19 protein-coding genes and 1 tRNA gene are annotated in these 22117 nt (G+C 69.8%); 10 read left to right on the forward strand and 10 right to left on the reverse strand.

All coding sequences use genetic code 11. The features are described from left to right. Positions 1 to 43: 43 nt before the first annotated feature. From ACIQVL_RS48050 to ACIQVL_RS48070, 5 genes are all read left to right on the forward strand, one after another. Positions 44 to 2932 (forward strand): PKD domain-containing protein, encoded by a 2889-nt coding sequence (locus ACIQVL_RS48050; RefSeq protein ID WP_403478794.1) that lies wholly within the window; start codon positions 44 to 46, stop codon positions 2930 to 2932. A gap of 68 nt (positions 2933 to 3000) precedes the next feature. After that, positions 3001 to 3309, forward strand: coding sequence for a hypothetical protein (locus ACIQVL_RS48055; RefSeq protein WP_403478795.1), 309 nt, complete (start codon positions 3001 to 3003; stop codon positions 3307 to 3309). 170 nt (positions 3310 to 3479) lie between these two features. Continuing rightward, complete coding sequence (gene hrpA, locus ACIQVL_RS48060) at positions 3480 to 7424, forward strand: ATP-dependent RNA helicase HrpA (protein WP_403443996.1); 3945 nt, start codon at positions 3480 to 3482, stop codon at positions 7422 to 7424. 94 nt (positions 7425 to 7518) lie between these two features. After that, positions 7519 to 7593: transfer RNA gene (locus ACIQVL_RS48065), tRNA-Asp, on the forward strand. Positions 7594 to 7903: 310 nt separating this feature from the next. Continuing rightward, on the forward strand, positions 7904 to 8095 hold the full coding sequence (locus ACIQVL_RS48070; RefSeq protein ID WP_403443998.1) for a DUF6274 family protein: 192 nt from the start codon (positions 7904 to 7906) through the stop codon (positions 8093 to 8095). A gap of 490 nt (positions 8096 to 8585) precedes the next feature. Here the strand turns inward: ACIQVL_RS48070 and bldC are convergent, their stop codons facing one another. Together bldC and ACIQVL_RS48080 are read right to left on the reverse strand one after the other, a co-directional pair. Then, the gene (bldC, locus tag ACIQVL_RS48075; protein WP_003949541.1) at positions 8586 to 8792 is read right to left on the reverse strand and encodes a developmental transcriptional regulator BldC; all 207 of its coding nucleotides are present in this window, start codon (positions 8790 to 8792) and stop codon (positions 8586 to 8588) included. A 655-nt stretch (positions 8793 to 9447) separates the two neighbouring features. Further along, on the reverse strand, positions 9448 to 10290 hold the full coding sequence (locus ACIQVL_RS48080) for a hypothetical protein (RefSeq protein ID WP_403444001.1): 843 nt from the start codon (positions 10288 to 10290) through the stop codon (positions 9448 to 9450). Between the two features lie 253 nt (positions 10291 to 10543). On the opposite strand from ACIQVL_RS48080, the gene ACIQVL_RS48085 reads away from it, so the two are divergent. Both ACIQVL_RS48085 and ACIQVL_RS48090 read left to right on the forward strand, forming a co-directional pair. After that, complete coding sequence (locus ACIQVL_RS48085; RefSeq protein ID WP_403478796.1) at positions 10544 to 11635, forward strand: Leu/Phe/Val dehydrogenase; 1092 nt, start codon at positions 10544 to 10546, stop codon at positions 11633 to 11635. A gap of 300 nt (positions 11636 to 11935) precedes the next feature. After that, positions 11936 to 12199, forward strand: coding sequence for a DUF3073 domain-containing protein (locus tag ACIQVL_RS48090; protein ID WP_403478797.1), 264 nt, complete (start codon positions 11936 to 11938; stop codon positions 12197 to 12199). An 81-nt stretch (positions 12200 to 12280) separates the two neighbouring features. On the opposite strand, the gene purM is transcribed toward ACIQVL_RS48090, so the two are convergent. The 4 genes from purM to ACIQVL_RS48110 all read right to left on the reverse strand — a co-directional run bounded on the left by purM (position 12281) and on the right by ACIQVL_RS48110 (position 16454). Beyond that, on the reverse strand, positions 12281 to 13351 hold the full coding sequence (gene purM / locus ACIQVL_RS48095; protein ID WP_403444008.1) for a phosphoribosylformylglycinamidine cyclo-ligase: 1071 nt from the start codon (positions 13349 to 13351) through the stop codon (positions 12281 to 12283). A gap of 34 nt (positions 13352 to 13385) precedes the next feature. Further along, positions 13386 to 14915 carry an amidophosphoribosyltransferase gene (purF, locus tag ACIQVL_RS48100; protein WP_403444011.1) on the reverse strand — a complete coding sequence of 510 codons (1530 nt, stop codon included), beginning with the start codon at positions 14913 to 14915 and terminating at the stop codon, positions 13386 to 13388. Between the two features lie 243 nt (positions 14916 to 15158). Then, positions 15159 to 15506: an META domain-containing protein gene (locus ACIQVL_RS48105; protein WP_403478798.1), complete on the reverse strand. Its 348-nt coding sequence runs from the start codon at positions 15504 to 15506 to the stop codon at positions 15159 to 15161. A gap of 150 nt (positions 15507 to 15656) precedes the next feature. Beyond that, positions 15657 to 16454: a sterol carrier family protein gene (locus ACIQVL_RS48110; RefSeq protein ID WP_403478799.1), complete on the reverse strand. Its 798-nt coding sequence runs from the start codon at positions 16452 to 16454 to the stop codon at positions 15657 to 15659. 92 nt (positions 16455 to 16546) lie between these two features. On the opposite strand from ACIQVL_RS48110, the gene ACIQVL_RS48115 reads away from it, so the two are divergent. Both ACIQVL_RS48115 and ACIQVL_RS48120 read left to right on the forward strand, forming a co-directional pair. Beyond that, positions 16547 to 16750 carry a helix-turn-helix domain-containing protein gene (locus ACIQVL_RS48115; RefSeq protein ID WP_403444018.1) on the forward strand — a complete coding sequence of 68 codons (204 nt, stop codon included), beginning with the start codon at positions 16547 to 16549 and terminating at the stop codon, positions 16748 to 16750. 7 nt (positions 16751 to 16757) lie between these two features. Then, positions 16758 to 17222: a Clp protease N-terminal domain-containing protein gene (locus tag ACIQVL_RS48120; protein ID WP_403478800.1), complete on the forward strand. Its 465-nt coding sequence runs from the start codon at positions 16758 to 16760 to the stop codon at positions 17220 to 17222. A 14-nt stretch (positions 17223 to 17236) separates the two neighbouring features. Here the strand turns inward: ACIQVL_RS48120 and ACIQVL_RS48125 are convergent, their stop codons facing one another. Then, positions 17237 to 17749 (reverse strand): GNAT family N-acetyltransferase, encoded by a 513-nt coding sequence (locus ACIQVL_RS48125; RefSeq protein ID WP_403478801.1) that lies wholly within the window; start codon positions 17747 to 17749, stop codon positions 17237 to 17239. 155 nt (positions 17750 to 17904) lie between these two features. Here ACIQVL_RS48125 and ACIQVL_RS48130 point away from each other — a divergent pair, with 155 nt between their 5' ends. Beyond that, positions 17905 to 18489 (forward strand): Uma2 family endonuclease, encoded by a 585-nt coding sequence (locus ACIQVL_RS48130; RefSeq protein WP_403478802.1) that lies wholly within the window; start codon positions 17905 to 17907, stop codon positions 18487 to 18489. Positions 18490 to 18550: 61 nt separating this feature from the next. On the opposite strand, the gene purL is transcribed toward ACIQVL_RS48130, so the two are convergent. The 3 genes from purL to purS are packed head-to-tail and all read right to left on the reverse strand — an operon-like array spanning position 18551 to position 21770. After that, positions 18551 to 20809 (reverse strand): phosphoribosylformylglycinamidine synthase subunit PurL, encoded by a 2259-nt coding sequence (gene purL / locus ACIQVL_RS48135; protein ID WP_403478803.1) that lies wholly within the window; start codon positions 20807 to 20809, stop codon positions 18551 to 18553. Then, on the reverse strand, positions 20806 to 21510 hold the full coding sequence (purQ, locus tag ACIQVL_RS48140) for a phosphoribosylformylglycinamidine synthase subunit PurQ (RefSeq protein ID WP_403478804.1): 705 nt from the start codon (positions 21508 to 21510) through the stop codon (positions 20806 to 20808). Before purQ ends, purL begins: the two co-directional genes overlap by 4 nt. Beyond that, on the reverse strand, positions 21507 to 21770 hold the full coding sequence (gene purS, locus ACIQVL_RS48145; protein ID WP_093501106.1) for a phosphoribosylformylglycinamidine synthase subunit PurS: 264 nt from the start codon (positions 21768 to 21770) through the stop codon (positions 21507 to 21509). The genes purQ and purS overlap by 4 nt, the downstream gene beginning before the upstream one ends. Positions 21771 to 22117 lie beyond the last annotated feature (347 nt).

Below are 22117 nucleotides of genomic sequence, written 5' to 3' on the forward strand. Positions count from 1 at the left end.
GGCGATCTCGAGACCGCGCCCGCAAACGCACCGTGGAGACCTCATGCACAGACCCCAAGCCGCCGTCGGGCTGTCTCTGGCCGTGATCGTCGCGGCGGGGGTGATGAGCGGCTGGGGGACCGGGTCGGCGATGGCGGATCCGGGGGACGGCGGGACGCTGTACGTGAACCAGGACGTGGCGTGCAGCGACAGCGGGACAGGAACGCAGAACCTGCCCTTCTGCACCGTGCAGGCCGCGGCGGACGTGGTGGAGCCGGGGGACACCGTTGCGATCCTGTCGCCGGACGGCCACACGTACTCGGAAGCGGTGACACTGACCCGGTCGGGCACCAGCGAGGCGCCCATCACCTTCATCGCGATGCCCGGCGACAACGGGGCGTGGGCGGGGCTGGCCGCGCCCGGCTCCGCGCCGACCCTGACCCTCAAGGGCGTCCACGACGTCAGGCTCCGGTCGCTGATCCTCCGGTACACCGGCAAGGACGCGTTGGTGGCGACGGGATCCAACCACCTCACCCTCGACCGGCTGGCCTTCGTACGCTCGCCCGGGCCGGATGACGGCGGCACGGGAACCGCGATCACCGTGGACGGCACCTCCTCCGACGTGACCGTGGAGCGGAACTCGATCGGCCGTGGATACGCGTACGGCGTACGGACGGCGCAGGGCGCGGCCCGGGTCACGGTGACGACCAACGTGATCGACAACCCGCGGCTGGGCGGGATCACGGCAACGGGAACAGCCGGCGTGGCCCTCACGAGCAACTCGCTCTCCTCGCCGTGCGCCCCCGGGATCTCGCTGGACGGCGGGAGTTCCGGCACGGTGGAGAACAACGTGGTCACCGCCCCGAAGCTGCTCCAGAGCAGCACATGCCCGTCGCCCACCACTCCCCTGTACACGGTGTCGGACGACTCGGAGGGACAGGTCACCGAGGACTACAACGTGGCGGCGAACACCCTGGGGGGCACGACCCCCCGGCGCACCGAGTACCTCTGGGCGGGTACCTCCTACGCCACCGCGGCAGCGCTCCGGGACGCGACCGGACAGGGCGCGCACGACATCGACGGCCTCGGCGCGAGGCTCGAGGCGCCGCCCGAACAGTCCCCCCTCATCGACTCGGCCGACTCCGACGCCCCCGGCGAACTCGGCACCGATGCGGCCGGCGCCCCACGGGTAGACGACCCGCTGGTGGACAATGCGGGCCCCGGTCCGACGGCCGACCGCGACCGGGGCGCCTTCGAGCGGCAGGACACCATCGCCATTCCGACCGGCGGCGCCGGCCTGTCACCCAGGACGGGAGTGGTACCGCTGAGCACGTCGGTGCGGACCGACGACTTCATCAGCCGCTGGGGCGAGCCGCTCACGTACTCCGTCGACTTCGGCGACGGCACCGCCCCCGTCACCGCCCCCGCAGGCGACCCGGTCGGCCACACCTACGCCTCCCCGGGCTCGTACCAGGCGAAGATCACCGTGACGGACACCGACGGTGTGTCCTCGGCCCACCAGTTCGCGCAGGTGGTGGCGGGGACGGCGGAGGCACCGAACGTGTCGCTCTCCGGCACCGCGGACACCGATTCCTCCGGGAAGGTCGAAGCGGGGCTCGCGCTGTTCACCGTTCCGCAGTCGTCCGCCCCGTGGGAGATCAACGGCCTGACCCTGGACTTCGGTGACGGCAGCAACCAGAGCCTGGCCGTGCCCACCGGCACCGAGCAGGTGCAGCACCAGTACTCCGCCCCCGGCACCTACACCGCCACCCTCACGCAGACCGACCTGTTCGGCCGCACCACCACCGCCCGGACGACCTTCCACGCCGCCGACGCCTTCGTCGCGATGACCCCGCTGTACGACACCGGGAAGACGATCGCCGCGCACGGCGTCCTGAAGCTCTCGGCGGCCACCCTGCGCGCCGCCTCCGCGGGAGTCGACGCCGCCCAGCTCCAGATCGTCGCCACCGGCGCCAGGGCGAGCGGCTCGCTCACCCTCTACACTGCCGGCACCACCCGCCCCGGCACCTCCACCGCCACCTTCGAGCCCGGCCGTACGGCCACCGCCGAGACCACCGTGAAGGTCACCCCGACCGGTTCGGTCGACGTCTACAACGGCAGCTCCGGCGCGGTGACGGTCGCCGTCGCCACGGTCGGCCTCCAGTCCCACGCCCAGTACGCCGACACCTACCACCCGGTCACCCCGGCCCGCCTGCTCGACACCCGCACCGGCACCGGCACCGGCGGCACCCGGAGCCCGGTCGCGGGCGGCCACTCGCTCACCCTGTCGGTCGGCGGCACCCACGGCGTCCCGGCGAACGCGACCGCAGTGGTCCTCGACGTCACGGCGACCACCACCAAGGCGTCCGGCGGCCTGACCGTCGCCACCCACGGCACCAGCGACTCCGCCGTGAGCGGCCCCTACTGGACCACCGGCCAGACGGCCACCACCCAGGTCGTGATCCCCGTGCACGACGGCAAGGTCGTGCTGCACAACGGCAGCAAGGGGTCGGCGAACCTGGTGGCGGACCTCGCCGGCTGGTACGGCACCACCGCGAACGGCTCGGAGTTCCTGCCCGTCACCCCGGCCCGCGTCCTCAACACCCGCACCGGAACCGGCACCGGCAAGATCGCCAGGCTCGCCGCCCACGCCACCCTCAAGCTCAAGGTCACCGGCGCCCACGGCGTCCCCGCGACCGGCGTCACCGCCGCCGACCTGAACCTGACCGTGCCCGCCCCCTCCGGCAGCGGCTACCTCGTCGCCTACCCCGACGGCACCTCGCGCCCCGGCGTCTACTCGCTGAGCTTCACCAAGGGACACACCGCGGCCGGCCGCGCCCTGACCAGGGTCGGCACCGACGGCGAGATCGATCTCTACAACGCCGGCACCACCTCCGTGGACGTGTACGCGGACCTGCTGGGCGACTACGACGTCTTCCCCGCCACGTCCTGAATCTCCTTGGCGTCGTGACCCGCCGCCGCTAGGTTCTGGCGGGTCAACACGTCACCAGGGTGGGGAAGATGAGCCGGGACCAGGACATACAGCTGGAGAAGGACCGTGCGCGCTACGGCCTCCTCGCCGTCGTCGTCAGCAACCTCGCGATCGCCGGAGTCGCGGTCTTCGGCGTCTGGCGGCTCAACGGCAACGAGTCCGTGATCATCGGCGTCCTCACCGCCGCCTTCACGGCGGTGAGCAGCATGACCACGGCGTACCTCGGCATCAAGGCCGTCTCGAACACGGCGAAATCCATCGCGGCGGCCAACGCCACGCCCCCCGCCGCTCCCCCCGCCGAAACCCCCACCACCCCTCCCACCCAGCGAACCCCATAGCAGGACACGGCCGCCGGGCAGCGCCCCGTAAGGGGGCGCGAGGAACCGCGCGACCAGCCCCCACCCACCCGCACCCGAACCAAAACGCCCGCCCCCCGCAACCTCGGCCAAACCGCCGGAGGCAAAAGCGTTCGCCATGAATTTCCCCGAGGTGAGATCCTGGACCGCGTATGTCTACGCATCCCGCCCCCGCCCTCGGCCCCCTCGCCCCTCGCCTGACCGAGCTCTCACTGCGCGACGCGCACCGGCTCGGGCGCAGGCTGGAAGGTGCGCGCAAGATCCGTAAACCGGAGGCCCGGGCCGCCGTCCTCGCCGAGATCGAGGCAGAGGTGGCCAGGGCCGAGGAACGGATGGCCGCCCGGCGCGCCGTCGTGCCCGCCGTCTCGTACCCCGAGCAGTTGCCCGTCAGCCAGAAGAAGGACGAGATCGCGGAGGCGATACGCGATCACCAGGTCGTGATCGTCGCCGGTGAGACCGGCTCCGGGAAGACCACCCAGATCCCCAAGATCTGTATGGAGCTCGGCCGCGGCGTGCGCGGCATGATCGGGCACACCCAGCCCCGCCGGATCGCCGCCCGTACCGTCGCCGAGCGGGTGGCGGAGGAGCTGCGGACGCCGCTCGGGGAGGCCGTCGGCTGGAAGGTCCGCTTCACCGACCAGGTGAACCCCGACGCCACCTTCGTCAAGCTGATGACGGACGGCATCCTGCTCGCCGAGATCCAGACCGACCGCGAGCTGCGCGCCTACGACACGATCATCATCGACGAGGCCCACGAGCGGTCCCTCAACATCGACTTCCTGCTGGGCTACCTCGCCCAGCTGCTGCCGCGCCGGCCCGACCTCAAGGTCGTCATCACCTCCGCGACCATCGACCCCGAGCGGTTCTCCCGGCACTTCGGCGAGGCCCCGATCATCGAGGTGAGCGGCCGGACGTACCCGGTCGAGGTCCGGTACCGGCCGCTCCTCGAAGAGGACGCCGAGGACGCCGACCGGGACCAGATCACCGCCATCTGCGACGCCGTGGAGGAGCTCCAGGGCGAGGGGCAGGGCGACATCCTCGTCTTCCTCTCGGGGGAGCGGGAGATCCGGGACACCGCGGACGCGCTCACCAGGAAGAACTACCGGTTCACCGAGGTCCTGCCGCTCTACGCCCGGCTCTCGCACGCCGAGCAGCACCGGGTCTTCCAGCCGCACACCGGCCGCAGGATCGTTCTGGCCACCAACGTGGCCGAGACCTCGCTCACCGTCCCGGGCATCAAGTACGTCATCGACCCCGGCTTCGCCCGGATCTCCCGCTACAGCCACCGCACCAAGGTGCAGCGGCTGCCCATCGAGGCGATCAGCCAGGCCAGCGCGAACCAGCGCAAGGGCCGCTGCGGCCGTACCTCCGACGGCATCTGCATCCGGCTGTACACCGAGGACGACTTCGTCTCCCGGCCGGAGTTCACGGACGCGGAGATCCTCCGGACGAACCTGGCGAGCGTCATCCTGCAGATGACCGCGGCCGGCCTCGGCGAGATCGAGAAGTTCCCCTTCATCGACCCGCCGGACCACCGCAACATCCGCGACGGCGTGCAGCTCCTCCAGGAGCTGGGCGCGATCGACCCGGCCGAGAAGGACCCGCGCAGACGGCTCACCGACACCGGCCGCAAGCTCGCCCAGCTGCCCGTCGACCCGCGGCTCGCCCGGATGGTCCTGGAGGCCGACAAGAACGGCTGTGTCCGCGAGGTCATGGTCATCGCCGCCGCGCTCTCCATCCAGGACCCGCGCGAACGCCCGGCCGACAAGCAGACCCAGGCCGACCAGCAGCACGCCCGCTTCCGCGACGAGACCAGCGACTTCCTCGCCTTCCTCAACCTGTGGACGTACGTCAGGGAGCAGCAGAAGGAACGCGGCTCCAGCTCCTTCCGGCGGATGTGCAAGCAGGAGTACCTGAACTTCCTGCGGATCCGCGAGTGGCAGGACATCTACACGCAGCTGCGCACGGTCGCCAAGCAGATGGGCATCCACCTCAACGAGGAGGACGCCCCCGGCGACCGCGTGCACGTCTCCCTGCTCGCCGGCCTGCTGTCGCACATCGGCATGAAGGACGTGAAGGACGGCGCGAAGAACGAGTACCTGGGGGCGCGCAGCGCGAAGTTCGCGCTCTTCCCGGGCTCCGCGCTGTTCAAGAAGACCCCGCGGTTCGTGATGTCGGCCGAGCTGGTGGAGACCAGCCGCCTCTGGGCCCGGGTCAACGCGAAGATCGAGCCGGAGTGGGTCGAGCCGCTGGCCGAGCACCTCCTCAAGCGGACGTACAGCGAGCCGCACTGGGAGAAGGACCAGGCGGCCGTGATGGCGTTCGAGAAGGTCACGCTGTACGGCGTGCCGATCGTCGCCGACCGGAAGGTGAACTACGGCCGGATCGACCCGGAGACCAGCCGCGAGCTTTTCATCCGCAACGCACTGGTCGAGGGCGACTGGCGGACCCACCACAAGTTCTTCGCCGACAACCGCAAGCTGCTGAGCGAGGTCGAGGAGCTCGAACACCGCGCCCGGCGCCGGGACATCGTCGTCGACGACGACACGCTCTTCGACTTCTACGACCAGCGGGTGCCCGAGCACGTCGTCTCCGGCGCCCACTTCGACTCCTGGTGGAAGCGGAAGCGGCACGAGCAGCCGGAGTTCCTGGACTTCGAGCGGGAGATGCTGATCCGGGAGTCGGCGGGGGCGGTCACCAAGACCGACTACCCGGATTCCTGGCGGCAGGGCCAGCTGAAGTTCCGGGTGACGTACCAGTTCGAACCGGGCGCGGACGCCGACGGCGTGACCGTCCACATCCCGCTCCAGGTCCTCAACCAGGTGACGGACGAGGGCTTCGACTGGCAGATCCCGGGCCTCAGGGAAGAGGTGGTCACGGAGCTGATCCGCACCCTCCCGAAGCCGATCCGCCGCAACTACGTGCCCGCGCCGAACTTCGCGAAGCGTTTCCTGGACACCGCGGTCCCCCTGCAGGAGCCCCTGACCACGACCATGGCCCGCGAGCTGAAGCGGATGGTCGGCGTGCCCTTCGAGGCCGAGGACTTCGACTGGGCGAGGGTCCCGGACCATCTGAAGATCACCTTCCGGATCGTCGACGAACGGCGCCGGAAGCTGGCCGAGGACAAGGACCTGGAGGCGCTGAAGCTCCGGCTGAAGCCGAAGGCACGCCAGGCCATCTCGCAGGCCGCCGCGGCCACCGCGGAGCGCCAGGGCGGCGAGTCGCTGGAGCGCAAGGGCCTCACGGACTGGACGATCGGCGCCCTGACGCGGGTCTTCGAGACCCGCCGGGCCGGCCAGCCGGTCAAGGCGTACCCCGCCCTCGTCGACGACGGCGACACGGTCTCCGTCCGCCTCTTCGACACCGAGGAGGAGCAGGCCGAGGCGATGTGGAAGGGCACGCGGCGGCTCATCCTGCGCAACATCCCGGTGAACCCCGCGAAGTTCGCCTCGGAGAAGCTGACGAACGCCCAGAAGCTCGCGCTGTCGGCGAACCCGCACGGCACGATCCAGGCCCTGTTCGACGACTGCGCGATGGCGGCGGCGGACAAGCTGATCGCCGACTTCGGGGGGCCGGTGTGGGACGAGGAGTCGTACCGGAAGCTGTACGACAAGGTGCGTGCCGAGATCGTCGACACAACGGTCCGTACGGTCGGGCAGGTGCAGCAGGTGCTTGCCGCCTGGCAGGCCTGTGAACGCCGCCTGAAGGCCGTCCGGAGCCCCGCGCTGCTCGCGAACCTGACGGACGTCCGCAAGCAGCTGGACGCCCTCGTGAAGCCCGGCTTCGTGACGTGGGCCGGTATACGACGCCTCCCCGACCTGATGCGCTACCTTGTCGCCGCCGACCGCCGCCTCCAGCAGATGCCGACGAACGTCCAGCGGGACACCACCCGCATGGAGAAGGTCCACGAGATGCAGGACGAGTACGCCTGGCTCCTGGAGCAGCTCCCGAAGGGCCGGCCGGTGCCGCAGCAGGTCCTGGACATCCGCTGGATGCTCGAGGAGCTGCGGGTCAGCTACTTCGCGCACGCGCTGGGCACGGCGTACCCGGTCTCGGACAAGCGGATCGTGAAGGCGATCGACACGGCGGCTCCGTAACCGACCGGGCACGCTGAGTGAGTTCGACCAGGGCCCGCCCCCTCCTGTACAGTCCTTCTCGCAGCACAACGCAAGACAAAGTGCCGCGAAACCTGGTCCTGTGGAGCAGCTTGGAGTGCTCGCCACCCTGTCAAGGTGGAGGCCGCGGGTTCAAATCCCGTCAGGACCGCACAACCGCCAAGGCCCGCACCCCGCAAGGGAAGCGGGCCTTTCGCATGTCTACGACCACAGCCCCCCAGCCCCCCAGCCCCCCGGCCGCGCGAGCTTGCAGTGCCGGGCAGCAGGGCCTGCCGTGAAGCAAGCGGACAGGAAGAGGGCCGTATCGGAGCTGATCGGCCTGAAAGCGGGCTGGATCGGTCGTATGCGGTCCGGCCTGGGGCGCGGGGCATGTCGCGGTCGGCGCCCTTGACGGCGTCACATTCGGTGGTTACCCAGGAGGGAGGGCTTGGTTGTTGTCGGCGCCCTTCTGGAGGTGGCGTATGGCGGCTTCGGTGCGGCACGAGACGCGGGCGTTGCTGAGGGCCCACCTGGCGGCCGCCTCGTCGTACCGGCATCTGACCCGCCGCTGCGCGGTCTGCCATCAGCTGCTGCGGCTGGCCATGGACTCCGCCCCGCACGCCGCGGAGCCCCCCGAGGACGCCACGGAGGACCGGGCCCCCGTCGGCCCGTAACGGTGGGCCCAACCGCCGTTCCCCCAAGGGCCGGTGGAGCGCGAGGCTCCTCTAGCGCACCCGGGGCAGTACAAACAACCCGTGCGGTATGTGACGGGTGTCACCGCATGAGTTTCCGAAACGGCGGTACTTACCCCCTTCCTACAACTGGTCAATTTAATATGTGCAATTGCACCATCCTGCGGACCCCGCCCCGGACCCCCTCCGGTGCCCGCACAGCGGATCCGACAGTGATCCCCAGACTCCGACAAGGCTGCTCACAGAGGCGCCGGTTAGGGTCGCCGAAGACCCCATGGACGCACAAAAAAGATCGCGCTGGACCCGGCGGAGTCCAGCGCGATCTACGACGCACCCTGTGTCGCTTGCCTGAAAAGTTCTTGTCGGCCTGGGCGTGGGTCCCGTTGGGGCAGGTCCCGCGTCGCTTGAAGCTAGGGTTCGGGGCACCTCGGCCAGTTGGGGGACCGGTCGGTTTGCCCGCTATTCAGTTGGATCAGGCTTCACTGCGCTGCTGCGGGATGCCCGCCAGCAGGGCGCGCACCTCAGCCTCGCGGTAGCGGCGGTGTCCGCCGAGCGTGCGGATCGACGTGAGCTTGCCGGCCTTCGCCCACCGCGTGACCGTCTTGGGGTCGACGCGGAACATCGTGGCGACCTCAGCCGGGGTCAGCAGCGGCTCGGCATCAGGGGTGCGAGCGGTCATGAGCGGCCTCCTCGGGAGAACCGAACCTTCTCGGTTCTTTCCTCTAAATTCTGCACCTTGACCCGCGTTGCCCGAAATGGCGGACGCGAGTCGAGTCGGTTATAGGACGAACGGCTTGTCCTCGGCACTACAACTACACCATCTGTCCAGCCGCGTCGGCCAAACCGATGGAATTGCCCTCCCAGGTAGGCATCAGCCGCGGAAGCCGATGGACCATGCCATAGCGGACAGTCACGCCACTGTGACGATCAGTCACAGGACGATCAGGAGTCACCAGACCCCCCAAAGCACGTAATGCTGAGAATCCGCCCACAGTGCACCACACTTGGACGGATGGAGCCCTCCCCGGACTCCTTGTCCTATTTTGGCACGAGGAGTGGCAAGAGGCGCAAGAGCCGTGTAAGTGCTATCCGTCACCCTTGACGCAAAAGCCCGGATCGGGATCCAACGTCCAGTGCGTTCACTGAAGTGCCGTCAAGGTACGTTGTTTCATGGCTTCTGGGCCGTGACGTACGTCACTCAACACACACACGTCACGCAGGTGTCATCCGGTGGTAAACCGCATCGGACGCCCCGTCACTCAGTACGGATCACCGGGCGTCCGCGCTCAGACCGGCTCTCAGACCGGCACCCGGGCCGCCACGCAGACCGGTACTCAGTTCGCCGAACGGCGGTCCCGTACCGCGCGCCACCGCTCCACCAGGCGCCCGTACGCCTCCCCGGCCGCCGCCCCGTCACCCTGGCGCAGCGCCTCGATGCCGGCCGCCACGTCGGCCGCCGAGTGGTCGTCCTCCAGGTCCCCGGCCGGCAGGGCATGCACGAGGCCGCCGTAGTCCAGCTCGACCACCGAGCGCGGATGGAACTCCTCCAGCCAGCGGCCGACGTCCACCAGGCCGTCGATCAGCGGCCCTTCCTCCACGGTGTCCTTGAGCGTGCGCAGCGCCCGGGCCACCCGGCGCCGGGCCTGCACCATGGGCGTGCGGTAGCGCAGCATCGGCGGGATCTCGGCGGTGCCCTTCTCGTACCGGCGCTCCTCGTCGGAGACCAGCACGAACCAGTTCAGCGGCACCTGCCAGGTCGCGGTGCGGATCCAGGGCCGGGAGTCGGGGTTGCGGGCCAGCCAGCGCTCGTAGTCCATCGCGGCCTGCCGGCGCACGACCGGCGGCAGCATCGCGTCCAGGACCGGCTTCGGCAGCTCGTCGGAGAGCTCCTCCAGAGCCCGCCAGCCGCGCAGCCGGGTCCGCCACGGGCAGACGCAGACGACGCCGTCCACCTCCAGGACGAACGCCTCGGCGCTCTCCTGCACCGGCACCGCGATCGGCGGGGTGGGCAGCAAGTCGGCCAGGGAGCGCCGCAGTTCATCCTGGTAGGAGGGGCGCTCCGGACGGCGGGCGTAGCGCGTCCAGTGGTCGCGCTCCCGGTCCGGGAAGGCTGCCAGCGGCTCGTACACACGCAGGTACGTCGCATACGGGACGACCACCGAGGACACCTTGGGCACGCCTGCTCCCTCCCCATCGGACCGGGCTCGAAACCAGCGGAACCCACGAAGGAGCCGGACCGGGCCGGTCGCGGAAACCACAGCAAATCGTCCCACGCTCATACGTGCACACACGGCACGGGAGAGTGATCCTGAACACTGCGCGGATGGTGTACGGGCAATGGCTCTACGCTCATGCCAGGCCCCCGCCACCCTTACGGGAGCCCCCGCTTCCACCCGCGCGACACACGCGACACAACCGGGAGTCACCACAGTGACCGACGTTTCCACCGGCGTCCTGCACACCCTGTTCCATTCGGACCAGGGCGGTCACGAGCAGGTCGTGCTCTGCCAGGACCGCAAGAGCGGCCTCAAGGCCGTCATCGCCATCCACTCCACCGCGCTGGGCCCCGCCCTCGGCGGCACCCGCTTCTACCCGTACGCGGGCGAGGAGGAGGCCGTCGCCGACGCCCTCAACCTCGCGCGCGGGATGTCGTACAAGAACGCCATGGCCGGGCTCGACCACGGCGGCGGCAAGGCCGTGATCATCGGGGACCCGGACCGCGACAAGACCGAGGAGCTGCTGCTCGCCTACGGGCGGTTCGTGGCCTCGCTCGGCGGCCGGTACGTCACCGCCTGCGACGTCGGCACGTACGTCGCCGACATGGACGTGGTGGCCCGCGAGTGCCGCTGGACCACCGGGCGTTCCCCCGAGAACGGCGGCGCGGGCGACTCCTCCGTGCTCACCGCCTACGGCGTCTACCAGGGCATGCGGGCCAGCGCCCAGCACCTGTGGGGCGACCCCTCGCTGCGCGGCCGCACCGTCGGCATCGCGGGCGTCGGCAAGGTCGGCCACCACCTGGTGGAGCACCTGCTGGAGGAGGGCGCCGAGGTCGTGATCACGGACGTACGGCAGGAAGCCGTGTGGCGTATCGCCGACAAGCACCCTGCCGTGGGGGTCGCCGCCGACACCGCCGCCCTGATCGAGATCGAGGGCCTCGACATCTACGCTCCCTGCGCGCTCGGCGGCGCCCTGAACGACGAGTCCGTGCCGGTGCTGACCGCGTCGGTGGTGTGCGGCGCGGCCAACAACCAGCTCGCCCACCCGGGCGTCGAGAAGGACCTCGCCGACCGTGGGATCCTCTACGCGCCGGACTACGTGGTGAACGCCGGCGGGGTCATCCAGGTCGCCGACGAGCTGCACGGGTTCGACTTCGACCGGTGCAGGGCGAAGGCGGCGAAGATCTTCGACACCACGCTGGCAATCTTCGCACGTGCGAAGGACGACGGGATTCCGCCGGCCGCTGCGGCCGACCGGATCGCCGAACAGCGGATGCACGAAGCGGCAACGGCGGGCGGCCACTGACCGAACACCGGGTTTCCGGACGGATTTCCGGTACCCGCCGGCGGGCACTTGGAGAGAACTCTCACGTTCGTCGGCGGGTCGGCCGCCAGGAAGTGGTTAAAATCGTGGTTGACCAGCGGGGACAGGGCGCCTCGCGGGTCGTGCAGCCAGGCGCGTGGTGCGGGCGACGTACCGTATGGGCGCGGGCTCAGGTACCGTGGAAGCCCTACGGACCGGTCTCTCCGAGGAGAGCCCGTTCCGGATCATGAACGCGTGTCAGACTCTGGGGCCGTCGAGCCCCGTCACCGAGGGGGTCGAGCCATGGGGCGCGGCCGGGCCAAGGCCAAGCAGACGAAGGTCGCCCGCCAGCTGAAGTACAACAGCGGTGGGACTGACCTGTCACGTCTGGCCAGCGAGCTGGGCGCTTCGACTTCGAGCCAGCCGCCGAATGGCGAGCCGTTCGAGGACGAGGACGAGGATGACGACCCGTACTCCCAGTACGCGGATCTCTACAACGACGACGATGAGGACGAGGACGAGGACGGCCAGTCCGGTCCGCACTCGCAGCATCGTCGCGGTGCTTGACTCCAGCGGCTGCTGAGCCGCTTCACTTGCCCGGTCCGGGGTTCCATGCCGGACCGGGTTTTGTGCTGGCCTCACGGAGCCTTAGGCGTAGTCCCCCACCAGTTCGGCACCCGTGGTGTGCTCGCCGCGCTCGGTGATCTCGCCTGCGACCCAGGCGTCGACCCCGCGGTCGGCCAGTGCGGTCAGCGCCACCTCCGCCGATTCCTGCGGGACGATCGCCATCATGCCGACGCCCATGTTGAGCGTCTTCTCCAGTTCGAGCCGCTCCACGCTGCCGGTGCGGCCGACCAGGTCGAAGACCGCACCGGGGGTCCAGGTGGCGCGGTCGACGACCGCGTGCAGGTGGTCCGGAATGACCCGGGCCAGGTTCGCGGCGAGTCCGCCGCCGGTGATGTGGCTGAAGGCATGCACCTCCGCCGTCCGCATCAGGGCCAGGCAGTCCAGCGAGTAGATCTTGGTCGGCTCCAGGAGCTCCTCGCCGAGGGTCCGGCCGAAATCCTCGATGTGCGCGTCGAGCGCGAGGCCCGCCTGGTTCAGCAGCACGTGCCGGACCAGGGAGTACCCGTTCGAGTGAAGCCCGGAGGACGCCATGGCGATCACCGCGTCACCCGTACGGATACGATCCGCGCCGAGCAGCCGGTCGGCCTCCACCACGCCCGTACCGGCGCCGGCGACGTCGAAGTCGTCCGGGCCGAGGAGACCCGGGTGCTCGGCCGTCTCGCCGCCCACGAGGGCGCACCCGGCCAGCACACAGCCCTCCGCGATGCCCTTGACGATGGCGGCGACCCGCTCCGGGTGGACCTTGCCGACGCAGATGTAGTCGGTCATGAACAGCGGCTCCGCGCCGCACACCACGATGTCGTCCATGACCATGGCGACCAGGTCGTGGCCGATGGTGTCGTACACGCCGAGCCGGCGCGCGATGTCCACCTTGGTGCCCACACCGTCCGTCGCGGAGGCCAGCAGCGGGCGCTCGTAGTGCTTCAGGGCGGAGGCGTCGAAGAGGCCGGCGAAGCCGCCGAGGCCGCCGAGGACCTCGGGGCGCTGCGTCTTCTTCACCCACGCCTTCATCAGCTCGACGGCGCGGTCGCCCGCCTCGATGTCGACGCCGGCAGCCGCGTAGGAAGCACCGGGAACAGAGTTCTCAGACATTGCCTGGGATCTTTCGGGTTGATTTCTACGAGGCTTACGGGCGACGGATCGCGTCGGCCGCGGCCGTGGCAGCCGGACCGGCGGCCAGCTCGGTCTCCAGGAGCTGCTTGCCGAGCAGCTCGGGGTCCGGGAGCTCCATCGGGTACTCGCCGTCGAAGCAGGCGCGGCACAGGTTCGGCTTGGCGATGGTGGTCGCCTCGATCATGCCGTCGATGGAGATGTACGCCAGGGAGTCGGCGCCGAGCGAGGTGCCGATCTCCTCGATGGTCATGCCGTTGGCGATGAGCTCGGCGCGGGTGGCGAAGTCGATGCCGAAGAAGCACGGCCACTTGACCGGCGGCGAGGAGATCCGGATGTGGACCTCGGCCGCGCCGGCCTCCCGCAGCATCCGCACCAGGGCCCGCTGGGTGTTGCCACGGACGATCGAGTCGTCGACGACGACCAGCCGCTTGCCCTTGATGACTTCCTTCAGCGGGTTCAGCTTGAGGCGGATGCCGAGCTGCCGGATGGTCTGCGAGGGCTGGATGAAGGTCCGGCCGACGTAGGCGTTCTTGACCAGACCGTTGCCGAAGGGGATGCCGGAGGCCTCCGCGTAGCCGACGGCCGCCGGGGTGCCGGACTCCGGGGTCGCTATCACCAGGTCGGCGTCGACCGGGGCTTCCTTGGCGAGCTTCCGGCCCATCTCCACGCGGGAGAGGTAGACGTTCCGCCCGGCGATGTCGGTGTCGGGGCGGGCCAGGTACACGTACTCGAAGACACAGCCCTTGGGCTTCGCTTCCGCGAATCGGGAGGTGCGCAGGCCGTTCTCGTCGATGGCGACGAACTCGCCCGGCTCGATCTCGCGGACGAAGCTGGCGCCGCAGATGTCGAGCGCGGCGGACTCCGATGCGATCACCCAGCCGCGCTCCAGGCGGCCGAGGACCAGCGGGCGGATGCCCTGCGGGTCGCGGGCGGCGTAGAGGGTGTGCTCGTCCATGAAGACGAGGGAGAAGGCGCCCCGGACCTTCGGCAGGACCGCGTGCGCGGCCTCCTCGATGGTCAGCGGCTTGCCGTCGTCGTCGGTCTGGGCCGCGAGGAGGGCGGTGAGCAGGTCGGTGTCGTTGGTGGCCGCGACCCGGGTGGACCGGCCGTTGTGGTCCTTGGGGAGTTCGGCGACCATCTCGGCGAGCTGCGCCGTGTTGACGAGGTTGCCGTTGTGGCCGAGCGCGATCGAGCCGTGCGCGGTGGCGCGGAACGTCGGCTGGGCGTTCTCCCACACGGAGGCACCGGTGGTCGAGTAGCGGGCGTGACCGACCGCGATGTGGCCCTGGAGGGAGCCGAGGGAGGTCTCGTCGAAGACCTGGGAGACGAGGCCCATGTCCTTGAAGACGAGGATCTGGGAGCCGTTGCTGACCGCGATACCCGCGGATTCCTGGCCCCGATGCTGGAGGGCGTACAGCCCGAAGTACGTGAGCTTGGCGACCTCTTCACCGGGGGCCCAGACTCCGAAGACGCCGCAAGCGTCCTGGGGGCCCTTCTCACCGGGGAGCAGATCGTGATTGAGGAGACCGTCACCACGTGGCACGGCACCGAGTGTAGGCGAGATCGACCACTGGTCCGAATTGGGGATACCCGGCCGTAATGGATCTACGACCACGGACGCGGTTGTGGCTTTCTACATTTCTGCAGGTCAGCGCGGTGGGAGCTTTCTCCAGGCGGCGCCGGTTCGGGCGGAGCGGTGCCCGCGCAACCCCCTCACACCGTATCCCTGAGTGAGGTGTCGCACATCATTCGGGGGGTCACGAGGGGGCCGCGGCCCGGGTCGCAGTCACGTCCTGGACAGCTGGACGCGGTCGCCGCCGCTCGCGGCGAGGGTGAGTTTCCCGCCCTCCCCGGTCATGGTCAGCGGTCCGGAGGTGAGCGTGCGGGAGAGGGCGCGCTCGAAGGTCATCCGCGCGTTGTCGCAGGCCATCCGCGTGGTGCGGACGTGACTCAGCCGGAACTGGTCGCCGGTGATCTGTGCCGTGCCGCTGAACTGGTTGCACCCGAAGCTGCCGGCCGCCCGGTCGTCCTCGATCTTCACATGGGCGCGCGCCGGGGCGCGGTGGGTGGTGCCGTCGACGGTCACGCTGTCCACGGTCCAGTCGATCCCGGTCACGTCCTGCCCAGTCCCCACGGTTCCGCCTCTCCCACTGCCACAGGCCACCGCGAGCAGAGCGATCAGGGCGGCGGCCACTGCCCTCGCCAGGGTCATACGGCGCATGCGCTGTTTCAACCCGTACCCGTGCATACCGTTTGGACGGGGCGCCCCGGGTGACCGGTTCCCTCACCCCATGACGGGCAGGTACGCCCCGAGGTCGGCCCGCTCCCCGCTGGCGCTGACCCTGGCGTCCGCCACGGCCTGCTGCCACCCCAGCCGTCCGGTGGCCAGCCGGATCCAGGTCAGCGGGTCCGTCTCGACGACGTTCGGCGGGGTCCCCCGGGTGTGCCGGGGCCCCTCGACGCACTGCACCACGGCGTACGGCGGCACCCGCACCTCGGTCGACCCGCCGGGCGCCTTGACCGCGAGCGCGTCGGCGAGCAGCCGGGTGCAGGCGGCCAGCGCCTGCCGGTCGTAGGGGATGTCGAGCCCCGGGACCGCCGCGCCGAGGTCGTCGGTGTGGACGACCAGCTCGACGGCCCGGGTGACGAGGTAGTCGTCGAGGGAGAGCGCGCCGGCGCTGGTGGCGAGCAGCCGGCTGCCGGGATGCGCGTCGAGCAGGGCGCGGAGGCCGGCGTCGGCGTCGGCGAGGTAGGCGTCGAGGTCGGGGTGGTCGGCGGCGAGGCGCCGGGTGAAGTCGTCGATGGCGGCGGCGTTGCCGGAGGTCCCGAACGGCCAGTCGAGCAGCACCGCGTCGGCCTTCGCCGGCTCGGGCTGGTCCAGGGCCCGGTGGACGGCGGTGACCGCCATGCCGATGTGGGCGGCCAGGTCCCGTACGGTCCACCCCGCCAGCCGGGTGGGGAGCGCGAGCTGCTCGGGGGTGAGGGTGCGGACGGCGTCCCGCACGTTCGAGAACTGGGCGAGAACCGCCGTACGGGTCTTGGCCGGGTCGTACGTCCTGGGGCGCTTCTTGGCGGGAGGCATGGCGGTGAGCGTATTGCGTCGGTCCGACAACCCGGGGATTTTTTGTCAGCCTGGATTGACATCCCGCAAGGCGTCAATCCAGACTGACAGACATGGAGACACAAGAGCTCTCGGAGCGCCTGAGGTCACACGACCCCGCGGTGGGACTGCGGGCGGTGGGTGCCCTGCACCGGCTGGCCGAGCAGGTCGAGGCGGCGGCGGTCGGGCGCGCCCGCGAACAGGGCTGGTCCTGGGAGCAGATCGGGGACGCCCTCGGCGTCTCCCGGCAGTCCGTCCACGCCAAGTACGGGAAGTGAGACGAGCATGTTCGAACAGTTCGCGGCAGAGGCCAGGGCGACCGTCACTTCGGCCCTCGAAGAGACCACGCTGCGCGGCGACCGCCGCATCGGCACCGAGCACCTCCTGCTGGGCGTGCTCCACGATCCCGGCGCGGTCCGCGCCCTCGGCACCGACCTGGAGACCGCCCGCGCCGCCCTCGACGCCCTCGACCGGTCCGCGCTGGCCGTGGTCGGCATCGACGTCCACGGGATCGAGCGGGCCCCGATCCCCGCGTCCCGCAAACGCACCCCCTTCACCTCGGGCGCCCGCGCCGTCCTCCCCCGCGCCCTCGCCGAGACCAAGAAGGCCCACAGCCGCCGCATCACCCCGGAACACCTGCTGCTGGCCCTCCTCGACTGCGAGCGCCCGGACCCCGTGGCAGAACTCCTCACCGAACTCGCCGTCGACCGCACCGCGGTCCGGGCCCGCCTCCGGCAGCCGGGCCGCTGAGCCCAAGCCAGCAGTCAGGGGGCGAGGTCGGAAGCCGGGGTGATCACCCAGTGGTTGCTGTGGATGACCCGGCCGGCGAAGTCGACGTCGGTCTCGCCGAGGAGGCGGAAACCAAGGGACCGGCAGATGCCGTTCGAGGGGCCGTTGGCCGTCGCCGGGAAGGCGTGGATGTCCCCCCAGCGGTGCTCGTCCCGGGCCTGTTCGAGGAGGGCACGGGTGGCGAGCCTGCCGAGCCCGCGGCCCTGGAACTCGGGCAGCACCATCCACCCGATCTCCGAGACCGGCTCCCCGCCCTCGTCGTGCGCCCAGACGCACACATTCCCCGCGACGACCTCGGGCGCACCGGGATCAGGAACGATCATCCTGATCCAGGAGGTACCGGCCGCCGCCTCCTCGGCATCCCGGCGCACCTTGTCCGCGATGCCCTCCCTGGGCAACGGCCCGCCGAGGTCCTTCATCATCACGGGGTCGCAGCGCATGCGGACATAGGCGTCCACGTCGTCCGGGGTGACGTCACGCAAGTACATGCCAGAAGGATGCGGTGTCCGGCGCGAACCCGAAAGGTTACGGGCCTCGGCTGTGACAGCCCGAAACGATCACCCGTGCGAGTGATCAACGGCGACCCCGGCTCCGCACCGCCGGGACCGGACGACACTGGCCTTCGCCTGGAAGGGGGTGCAACATGACGGTTATGGCCGAGCGCACGTCTCAGATGTCGGTGGAAGAATTCGAAACGATCGCTTCCACCGCTCCCGAGACCGTCACGTTGGAGTTCATCGACGGACGGATCGGAGTCAAGAAGGTGACGGACGGAGACCACGACACCATCGTGTCCTGGCTGGCCCGACGCTGTATGCAGGCCAGGCCCGACCTGGACCTGTACTACGGGCGAGGACTCCGAGTGGAGGCCTATCGAGAAGGCAGGGCGAAACCCGATGCCCTGCTCGCGCCCGAAGCGCACTTCGCGGGACACGGTGAGTGGGCCGACCCGGACGGGGCGCTCATGGTCGTCGAGGTCACGTCCTACGACTCGGACACCGACCGACGGGACCGGCACGAGAAGCCGACCGCGTACGGTCAGGCCGGAATCCCGCTGTATCTCCTGATCGACCGGGACTCCTGCACCGTCACGGTGCACAGCAATCCGGACCGGCAGGTCGGCGGCTACCGTGACATCCACACTGCGAAGTTCGGTGAGAAGGTCTCCATCCCCGGTCCGATGGGCATCGAACTCGACACGGAGATCCTCAAGAACTACGTCCGCTGAGCCGAGAAGGCCCCGCCCGGAGACACGAACCCGGGCGGGGCCTTCGTCGTCGTACGGCCGGCTACGCGAGCAGCGCCTCGATCGTGCCCTCGTGGGCCTCGCGGAGTTCCGCCAGGGAGAGGCTGAACTCGCCCTGGATCTCCACGGAGTCGCCGTCCACGACGCCGATGCGGGTTGCCGGGAGGCCCCGGGCGCCGCACATGTCGTTGAAGCGGACCTCCTCGGAGCGCGGGACGGCGACGACGGCGCGGCCGGCCGACTCGGAGAGGAGGAAGGTGAAGGCGTCGAGGCCGTCGGGGACGACCAGGCGGGCGCCCTTGCCGCCGAGCAGCGCGGATTCGACCACGGCCTGGACCAGGCCGCCGTCGGACAGGTCGTGCGCGGAGTCGATCATGCCGTCGCGGGAGGCGGAGATCAGGATCTCGGCGAGCAGACGCTCGCGCTCCAGGTCCACCTTCGGGGGCAGGCCGCCCAGGTGGTCGTGGACGACCTGGGACCAGGCCGAGCCGCCGAACTCCGCACGCGTGTCGCCGAGGAGGTAGAGCAGCTGGCCCTCCTCCTGGAAGGCGACCGGCATGCGGCGGGCCACGTCGTCGATCACGCCGAGGACGGCGACCACCGGGGTCGGGTGGATGGCCACCTCGCCCGTCTGGTTGTAGAGCGAGACGTTGCCGCCGGTCACCGGGGTGCCGAGCTGCTGGCAGGCGTCGGCGAGGCCGCGGATCGCCTCGGCGAACTGCCACATCACCGCCGGGTCCTCGGGCGAGCCGAAGTTCAGGCAGTCGGAGACGGCCAGCGGCTTGGCGCCGGTGGTCGCCACGTTGCGGTAGGCCTCCGAGAGGGCCAGCTGGGCGCCCGCGTACGGGTCGAGCTTGGCGTAGCGGCCGTTGCCGTCGGTGGCGATGGCGACGCCGAGGCCCGTGGCCTCGTCGATGCGGATCATGCCCGAGTCCTCGGGCTGGGCCAGCACCGTGTTGCCCTGCACGAAGTGGTCGTACTGCGAGGTGATCCACTTCTTGGAGGCCTGGTTGGGGGAGCCGACCAGCTGGAGGACCTGCTGCCTGAGCTCCTCCGCCGTCGCCGGGCGCGGCAGCTTGTTCGCGTCGTCCGCCTGGAGGGCGTCCTGCCAGGACGGGCGGGCGTAGGGACGCTCGTAGACCGGGCCGTCGTGCGCGACGGTGCGCGGGTCGACGTCGACGATCTTCTCGCCGTGCCAGAAGATCTCAAGGCGGTCGCCGTCGGTCACCTCACCGATGACGGTGGCGATGACGTCCCACTTCTCGCAGATCTCCAGGAAGCGGGCGACCTTGGCCGGCTCGACCACGGCGCACATGCGTTCCTGCGACTCGCTCATGAGGATTTCCTCGGGCGAGAGGGTCGCGTCGCGCAGCGGGACGTCGTCCAGGGTGACGGTCATGCCGCCGGAGCCGTTCGAGGCCAGCTCGGAGGTGGCGCAGGACAGGCCGGCCGCGCCGAGGTCCTGGATGCCGACGACGAGCTTCTCCCGGAACGCCTCCAGGGTGCACTCGATGAGCAGCTTCTCCTGGAAGGGGTCGCCGACCTGGACGGCCGGACGCTTGGAGGGCTTGGCGTCGTCGAAGGTCTCGGAGGCGAGGATCGACGCGCCGCCGATGCCGTCGCCGCCCGTGCGGGCGCCGTACAGGATGACCTGGTTGCCGGCGCCGGAGGCCTTGGCGAGGTGGATGTCCTCGTGCCGCATGACGCCGATGGCACCGGCGTTGACCAGCGGGTTGCCCTGGTAGCAGGCGTCGAAGACGACCTCGCCGCCGATGTTGGGCAGGCCCAGGCAGTTGCCGTAGCCGCCGATGCCGGCGACGACGCCGGGCAGCACGCGCTTGGTGTCGGGGTGGTCGGCGGCGCCGAAGCGCAGCGGGTCGACCACGGCCACCGGACGCGCGCCCATCGCGATGATGTCGCGCACGATGCCGCCCACGCCCGTGGCCGCGCCCTGGTAGGGCTCGACGTAGGAGGGGTGGTTGTGCGACTCGACCTTGAAGGTGACCGCGTAGCCCTGGCCGACGTCGACCACGCCCGCGTTCTCGCCGATGCCGACGAGCAGGGCGTCCGACTGGGGCGCCTTCTCGCCGAACTGGCGGAGGTGGACCTTGGAGGACTTGTACGAGCAGTGCTCGGACCACATGACCGAGTACATGGCGAGCTCGGCGCCGGTCGGGCGGCGGCCGAGGATCTCGACCACGCGCTCGTACTCGTCCTTCTTCAGGCCCAGTTCGGCCCAGGGCAGCTCGACGTCGGGGGTCCCGGCCGCGTGCTCGACCGTGTCCAGAGGCGTCCGGCTCATGCGTTGACCAGCTTCTTGAGGATCGAGGTGAAGAAGGGGAGACCGTCCGTGCGGCCGGTGCCGATCAGCGGCTCGACGGCGTGCTCGGGGTGCGGCATGAGGCCGACGACGTTCCCGGCCTCGTTGGTGATGCCGGCGATGTCGCGCAGCGAGCCGTTCGGGTTGCCGCATCCATCAGCGGCTTCGCCACGGACCACGTACCGGAAGGCGACCCGGCCCTCGGCCTCGAGCTTGTCGAGCGTGTACTCGTCGGCGACGTACCGGCCGTCCATGTTCTTCAGCGGGATATGGATCTCCTGGCCCGCGCTGTAGTCCGTCGTCCAGGCGCTGGAGGTGTTCTCCACGCGCAGCTTCTGGTCGCGGCAGATGAAGTGCAGGTGGTTGTTGCCGAGCATCGCGCCGGGGAGCAGGTGGGCCTCGGTGAGGACCTGGAAGCCGTTGCAGATACCGAGGACCGGCAGTCCGGCCTTCGCCTGCTCGATGACGGTCTCCATCACCGGCGAGAAGCGGGAGATGGCGCCGGCCCGCAGATAGTCGCCGTAGGAGAAACCACCGGGAAGGACCACCGCGTCGACCTGGTGGAGGTCCTTGTCCTTGTGCCAGAGGGCGACCGGTTCCGCGCCCGCGAGCCGGATCGCGCGCTGGGTGTCACGGTCGTCGAGGCTTCCGGGGAAAGTGACGACGCCAATACGAGCGGTCACTTCGCCGCCTCCGCGACTTCGTCGACGCGAACCGTGAAGTCCTCGATCACGGTGTTGGCGAGGAAGGATTCCGCAAGATCGTGGATGCGGGCGAGCGCGGCCTCGTCGACCGGCCCGTCAACTTCCAGTTCGAATCGCTTTCCCTGACGTACATCGGAGATGCCTTCGAAACCCAGGCGCGGCAGCGCACGCTGGACCGCCTGGCCCTGGGGGTCGAGGATCTCCGGCTTGAGCATGACGTCGACTACGACGCGTGCCACTGGCACTCCCGGTGTTGTGGTGCTGACTGCTGAGCAGATACCCGTGATACCCGTCGGTGGTCTCCGACCGGTGTCTTCAGACTACCCGCACAAAATTTCTACGCGGGTAGAGTTGTAGGAAACTACGTGAGCCGCATCACGATCGGGTGACAGCGGCCGATCCACACGAAAAGTTCTGGGAAAGTTCCCCGGGTTCGTCCACGACATCTATTGCGCTGGGGACACGCGGACAGATTTAGTCGGGCTTCACTTTGTATTGCCAGGCACTGTACAAATGAATTGGCAATAGCCGATACTCGGCACGTCATCTTCCGCCGTCGCGGTCATCGCCGATGAGCTGTCGATGA

Origin of the sequence: Streptomyces sp. NPDC090499, assembly GCF_044769305.1 — a bacterium.
Lineage (GTDB): Bacteria > Actinomycetota > Actinomycetes > Streptomycetales > Streptomycetaceae > Streptomyces.